At 45.7% G+C, this 6,055-nt stretch carries 5 protein-coding genes; 1 reads left to right on the plus strand and 4 read right to left on the minus strand.

Features of this window, described 5'->3' with window-relative positions; translation table 11 throughout:
- From ACESM0_RS12290 to ileS, 4 genes are all read right to left on the minus strand, one after another.
- The coding region (locus ACESM0_RS12290) for a gamma-glutamyltransferase (protein WP_372906503.1) at window positions 1-605 on the minus strand (605 nt) is incomplete at its 3' end.
- 276 nt (window positions 606-881) lie between these two features.
- Window positions 882-1,520 (minus strand): signal peptidase II, encoded by a 639-nt coding sequence (locus ACESM0_RS12295; RefSeq protein WP_372906504.1) that lies wholly within the window; start codon window positions 1,518-1,520, stop codon window positions 882-884.
- A gap of 10 nt (window positions 1,521-1,530) precedes the next feature.
- Entirely contained in the window at window positions 1,531-1,935 is a 405-nt protein-coding gene (locus ACESM0_RS12300; RefSeq protein ID WP_372906505.1) for a TraR/DksA family transcriptional regulator, read from the minus strand.
- A gap of 11 nt (window positions 1,936-1,946) precedes the next feature.
- The gene (ileS, locus tag ACESM0_RS12305) at window positions 1,947-5,117 is read right to left on the minus strand and encodes an isoleucine--tRNA ligase (RefSeq protein WP_372906506.1); all 3,171 of its coding nucleotides are present in this window, start codon (window positions 5,115-5,117) and stop codon (window positions 1,947-1,949) included.
- A 446-nt stretch (window positions 5,118-5,563) separates the two neighbouring features.
- On the opposite strand from ileS, the gene ACESM0_RS12310 reads away from it, so the two are divergent.
- Window positions 5,564-6,055, plus strand: a 492-nt coding sequence (locus ACESM0_RS12310) for a hypothetical protein (RefSeq protein WP_372906507.1), incomplete at its 3' end; no start/stop codon positions are given.

The raw sequence follows: 6,055 nt of genomic DNA on the forward strand, positions 1-6,055 counted from the left end.
ATCACCAGCTGCTCTAAAAGTTCTGCAAGGTCAGGCTGTTTTAACACTTCACCTTCGCGAATCAGTTGATCTGCCTCTCGTGAACTTCTAAAAATACGTTTTGGCTCGGGCGAGTCGAAATAGATCGGCTTTATGATATCAAAGATGCCGGATTGAAAAGAGTTCATCTCCACGCCTTTACGCGCCAGTTCAATGGCCGATTCGGCAATTCTGTTCATCGGCAGAGTGCAGAGATCCCTGTGAATCTCAAACAGGCCTTTCACCATTCCGGGTACTGCCATTGAACCCGGACCAATATGAAACTCTTGCTCAGTTCCACCAAAATCAGCCATTATTGGACTGAAACTTAGCCGGGATGGGTCTCTTTTATGGATGGGCGTCTGGACAAAAAAATCATACAAGGTCTGATTTCCGGAAGCCGTTTCTGCCAGCATAAATCCGCCGCCTCCCAATGAAGTCAGCACCGGTTCCGCAACCAAAGCAGCCAGTTGTGAAGCTATCACAGCATCAAAAGCATTGCCGCCGTCGAGAAGAATCTGCTCAGCTGCTTTTGCTGTTTCTGGATGGCCGGCAGCAATTGCGCCTAAAGTCTTTTTTTTATTCATACGTGTTATTAAAAAGAACGTGATTGAATCCTCCGGCCTTGATTGGTGGAGGAGTAGCTTGGATTGCATCACAGCGCGGGTGACATCACAATATCGGCTCCCCTCGGGAGCGATTGATGTTGTGTAACCGCGCGAGCAAACCAAGCCCGACAGCAATCACCGCCGGGAGTTTTTGATTACTTTTGGCGGCCCAAAAGTAATATGGAAAACTTACATGTGCGGCAGTTTCTTTACAAAGAAAAGAAGTTATTTAAAATCTGTAAAAGAGGTTTACCGTCAACCCTTTTCAGGCCTTACCTCAGTATCATCGAGCTGATCGGCATTCTCTATTTTCGAAGATCCCAATTCTGCCTCATTCAACTCCGCTTCAGCTTTCAGATCACTCTCTTCATTCTCTTCCTCAGGCATAATCCATTTATGAAAAAGGAGGAGTATAATAATTGAAGTGGTTATTGCAATATCTGCAACATTGAAGATGTATGGAAAAACAGCTGTATCCCCGATTTGCAGGTAAAAATGAATAAAATCGACTACGTGCCCCTCCAGAACCCCTCCGTAATCACCGGCAATTCCCATAAAGATGCGATCGTAAATATTACCGAGAGCACCGCCGATAATTAGACCCATGCAGACCAGATAGGCGTAGTTTGCCCGGTTCAGCGTATAAAGAATATAGCCGATAATCCCAATCGTGGCCGAAATGGCTATGACACTAATGACAGGCGTAGACAGCCAGTCCATTCCCATGGCCATACCCGGGTTTTTGGTAAAATTAAAAGCGAGCCACCCCTCAATCAGATCAACCCTGTGCAGTTCCGGTGACGTTCGGATAATGTGTTTTGTAATCTGATCAATAATCAGAACAAATACCGCCGGGATTGAAAATACGAGCAGCTTTTTTGCTTTTTCTGACAAAATATAGACTCTATCTGCGTTTCAGTTTAGCCTCAATACTCAGCTGAGTATGAGGTACCGCTTCCAGTCTGCCTTTGGCAATTTTTTTGCCGGTAACTTTGCAAACGCCATACGTCTTATTGTCGATCCGTACCAAAGCGTCGTCCAGGTAGCGGATAAACTTCTTGGTGCGGTTGAACAGCATGTACGTTTTTTCACGCTCCTGAGCATCCGTTCCTGCATCCGCCATATGGAATGAGTAAGCTGACTCGTCGGAAGAGTTTTCCATGCTTTCACGCAGTGTACTTTGCAGGGCATTCAGCTCCTGTTCCGCTTCGTTTCGCTTTTTAAGTATAATTTCACGGAAGTACTCCAGTTCCTCGTCGTTATAGGGACTGATTCTATCCTTTGTCTTGGAATCCTTTGAAGATGCCATAATACTGATGATTAATTGTTAGTAGTTCTCCGTATCGAAATTTCGCAATCCCTGTCTTCGATATCCCAGGATTTCACAAAGTCTGATACGTCAAGTAGTTCAGGGGTAATTTCTTCAGCCAGAGTTTCTGATTTGATGTTTTCCCGGTTTGCTTCAACTGCCTCCGCAATCTCATCATTCCCGGAAAATCCGATCACAATACGATCAGTCACATCAAAGTCGGCCTCTTTACGCATATTTTGAATTCGATTCACAAATTCGCGTGAGAGACCCTCTTTCTGAAGTTCAGGTGTAATTTCTGTATCCACGGCAACGGTAATTCCGCCTTCTGTCTCTACTGACCAGCCCCGCAAGCCGGAACGCTGAATCTCAATCTCACCGGATGAAATACGTACCGTTTCACCATCCTCAAGATCGAGCTCAATAGCACCCTCATTTTCATATTCTGTAATCTCGTCGGTAGAGAGATTCTGGATTCGGGCAGCAACCGGCTTCATCTTTTTTCCAAGTCGTTTTCCTAATACAGGAAAGTTCGGCTTGGCCGATTTGCTCACAATGCCGGAATCATCGTCTACAAACTCAATTTTTTTAACGTTTACCTCATCCAATATAATATCTTTTACGGCTTCAACCACAGCTCTTTCTTCTTTATCTATCGGAAGAATGATTTTTGAGAGCGGCTGGCGAACATTGATATCAATCTGATTCCGTACGCGAAGCACAATAGAGCTTACGGTTCGTGCAATATCCATGCGGCGCTCAAGCTGTTTGTCGATCGCGGTCTCCTCAACGGTTGGATAGAATGAGATATGAACCGACTGTTCGTCCTGTCCGGTTACTTCATTCAGTCTTTGATAGAGCCATTCACCGAGGTACGGTGCTGTGGGGCTGACAATTTTCGCCAGGCTGACCAGGCACTCATACAGGGTTTGATAGGCTGCCGTTTTATCCAGGCTCTTGCCCTCTTTCCAGAAACGGCGCCGGTTCCGGCGAACGTACCAGTTACTTAGTTCCTCCACAAAACGCTCCACTTCGCGGGCGGCTTTGGTCGGCTCATACTCATCCAAAAATTCATCCACCGATTTAACGGTTGTGTTGAGTCGGGAAATGACCCACCGATCCATTTCCGTGCGCTCCGATTTTTGCAGCGGTGACCCGGAGTAGATAAATCCGTCGATGTTCGCATACATCGCAAAGAATGAGTAGGTGTTTACAATCGTGTTAAAAAACTTACGCTGCGTCTCTTGCAGCCCCTCTTCGCTGAACTTGAGATTCTCCCACGGAGAGGAGTTGCTCATCATATACCAGCGAACAGTATCGGCTCCATATTTTTGAATCACCTCAAACGGATCCACAGAGTTGCCTTTCGACTTACTCATCTTCTCGCCGTTGGCATCCAAAACCAGTCCGTTGGAAACTACATTTTTATATGCAGGCTTATCAAACAGCATAGTTGCCAGCGCGTGAAGCGTATAGAACCAGCCTCGTGTCTGATCCACACCTTCGGCTATAAAATCAGCCGGGAAGTTCTCCTTAAACTTATCCTTATTCTCAAACGGGTAGTGCCACTGCGACCACGGCATCGAGCCGGAATCGAACCACACATCCAGTAGGTCCGGAATACGCCTCATGGTTCCACCGTCAGGGCCTTCCCATGTATAATCGTCTATATGCGGACGGTGAAGGTCGATCTCCACATCATCGGAGATCCCCGCTTTTTTGCGAAGCTCTTCTACGCTACCCACGCACTCAATGTGTTCGGGATTTTTGTCGCTCACCCAGAGAGGAATCGGTGTTCCCCAGTACCGCTGCCGCGAAACGGCCCAGTCCACGTTATTTTCGAGCCAGGTGCCAAAACGTCCGGTTCCGGTGCTCCCCGGCTTCCAGTTAATATCCTTGTTCAGCTCCACCATTTTATCCTTCACGGCGGTAGTTCTGATAAACCACGACTCCACCGGGTACGACATCAGCGGGGTACCTTTGCGCCAGTCGAACGGATAGTTATGCACATATACATCGTGGTGATACATGCGGCTCTTCTCCTTAATGGCGCGATTAATCTCTTTATCTGCATCCTTGAACCACTGCCCTGCAAAATCGGGGGCCTGTTCGGTGAATCGTCCCTCTTCATTAACCGGGTTGAACATCGGGATTCCGGCTTTCTTACACGACTCATAGTCATCCGCACCGAAAGCGGGAGCCGTATGAACCACGCCGGTACCGTCTTCAGTCGTCACATAATCGGCCTCAATCACTCTCCAGGCATCTTCCTTGTCATACTCCTCGAGGGCAAATTCAAAAATGGGCTTGTAGATCCAGCCGGTCAGGTCTGATCCTTTGTAACTTTCTACAATTTCATAGTCGTGATTAAGCGCATCTTCCAGGCAATCTTTGGCCAGGATATAAAATTCGGTGCGGTCGCCTTCACTCACTTTCACCTTTACATACTCCAGTTTCGGGTTCACGGCCAGCGCCATGTTCGAAACAATAGTCCACGGGGTTGTGGTCCAGGCGAGGAAGAAAACATTTTCATCGGCATCCAGCGGGAATTTTACGTAGATCGAAGGATCCTGCGTCTCCTTATATCCCAGGCTCACCTCATGCGAAGAGAGCACGGTACCGCTGCCCGGCGAATACCACTGGATTTTATATCCCTGATACACCAGCCCTTTATCATAGAGCTGCTTAAATGCCCACCAGACCGATTCGATATAGTCGTTTTCAAATGTGACATACGGATCGTCCAAATCCACCCAGTAGGCCATACGGTTGGTCAGCTCATCCCATAAATCCTTGTATTTGAGCACACTCTCGCGGCATTTGGCGTTATATTCCGCCATTCCATACTCTTCCACCTGCGAGCGCCCCTCGAGCCCCAGCTCCTTCTCCACTTCAATCTCTACCGGAAGGCCGTGGGTATCCCATCCGCCTTTGCGGTCTACCCTAAAACCCTTCAGCGTTTTGTAGCGACAGAACAGATCTTTCACGGTTCTTGCCATCACGTGGTGAATACCCGGTTTTCCATTAGCGGTTGGAGGACCCTCATAGAACGTGAACGGAATTCCATCCTCGCGGGAAGTGAGACTTTTCTTAAAAATCTTATTCTCTTTCCACCAGTTGAGGATTTCCACTTCCGCTTTTGGGTAAGCGAGCTGTTTAACTTCGTCGAATTTTTTAGCCATATTGAACGATATCGTTCATTCTGAAAAATTTTATAAGCACTAAATATACGAAAAGGTTTGCAATGAATATACCTTATCGCAACTGCAAATTTGTACCTGTTTTTCGTTAGCGGGTGAATATATAGGGAGAGACGGAGAAAGTCAGGTTAAAGTTTTGTGAGGGTTGGTAGGATTCATGTCGGGGTGATTGAATCAATACTTAAAAAAATGAGTGGACTAAAAACCGCTTACTACTCCCTCAGATCATCAAAATTCAACTCTTTAAAAAACTTTGTAACAATTACCCCCTCCCCCCACTACTCTTATTAGCGTAAGTAAATATACGTATGACCTAATCCATCTTTAAAAACCACAACCTTACGCCATTATGAAACAGTTTTTACCGGGGGTACATTTTTCTGCTAATGGGTTTGTTTGTTATAATATTCATTTCTTGCGAACGGACGTTGGCACCAGAAGAAATAGATATAGAAGAAAATCATTTATTGCCTAAGCAGGGAAATGACCTAATCCCACATATTGAATCCGATATTAATCATACATCACAAGCCGCTGAAAAATCAAACCCAAACGAGCCAAATTGGAAAAGAATAGAAGCTGCTTTTAGAGTATTGAATATACTTAACAGTAAGGACGACTCGTATTATTATGCCTTTATAAGTGTCAAAAACAAGAATGAGAATGGTTATCGATATAAGTACATCAAATTCAAACCCGATGAAGAGTCAAAAAGCGGGGCAGAAGATGATATGCTATACAATTATACAGAAACTACTTCGGAAAGTGATGATATAAATTTATTTCTGTTAGCCCAGATTCCAAACACTGAAATAGCTTTAAAGAAAGTGAGAAGTTGGTACAATACGGGAACAACTGAACCTTCTAATAATTCCGAAAATAGATTACTCATGAACTCCTCGCAGGCCTGCAGTTATGAA

Origin of the sequence: Rhodohalobacter sp., from assembly GCF_041686455.1 — a bacterium.
Classification (GTDB): Bacteria; Bacteroidota; Rhodothermia; order Balneolales; family Balneolaceae; genus Rhodohalobacter.

Coding starts and splice junctions, on each gene's coding strand:
- ACESM0_RS12300 (WP_372906505.1), bottom strand. CDS start 1,935: ATGGCATCTTCAAAGGATTCCAAGACAAAGGATAGAATCAGTCCCTAT.
- ileS (WP_372906506.1), bottom strand. CDS start 5,117: ATGGCTAAAAAATTCGACGAAGTTAAACAGCTCGCTTACCCAAAAGCG.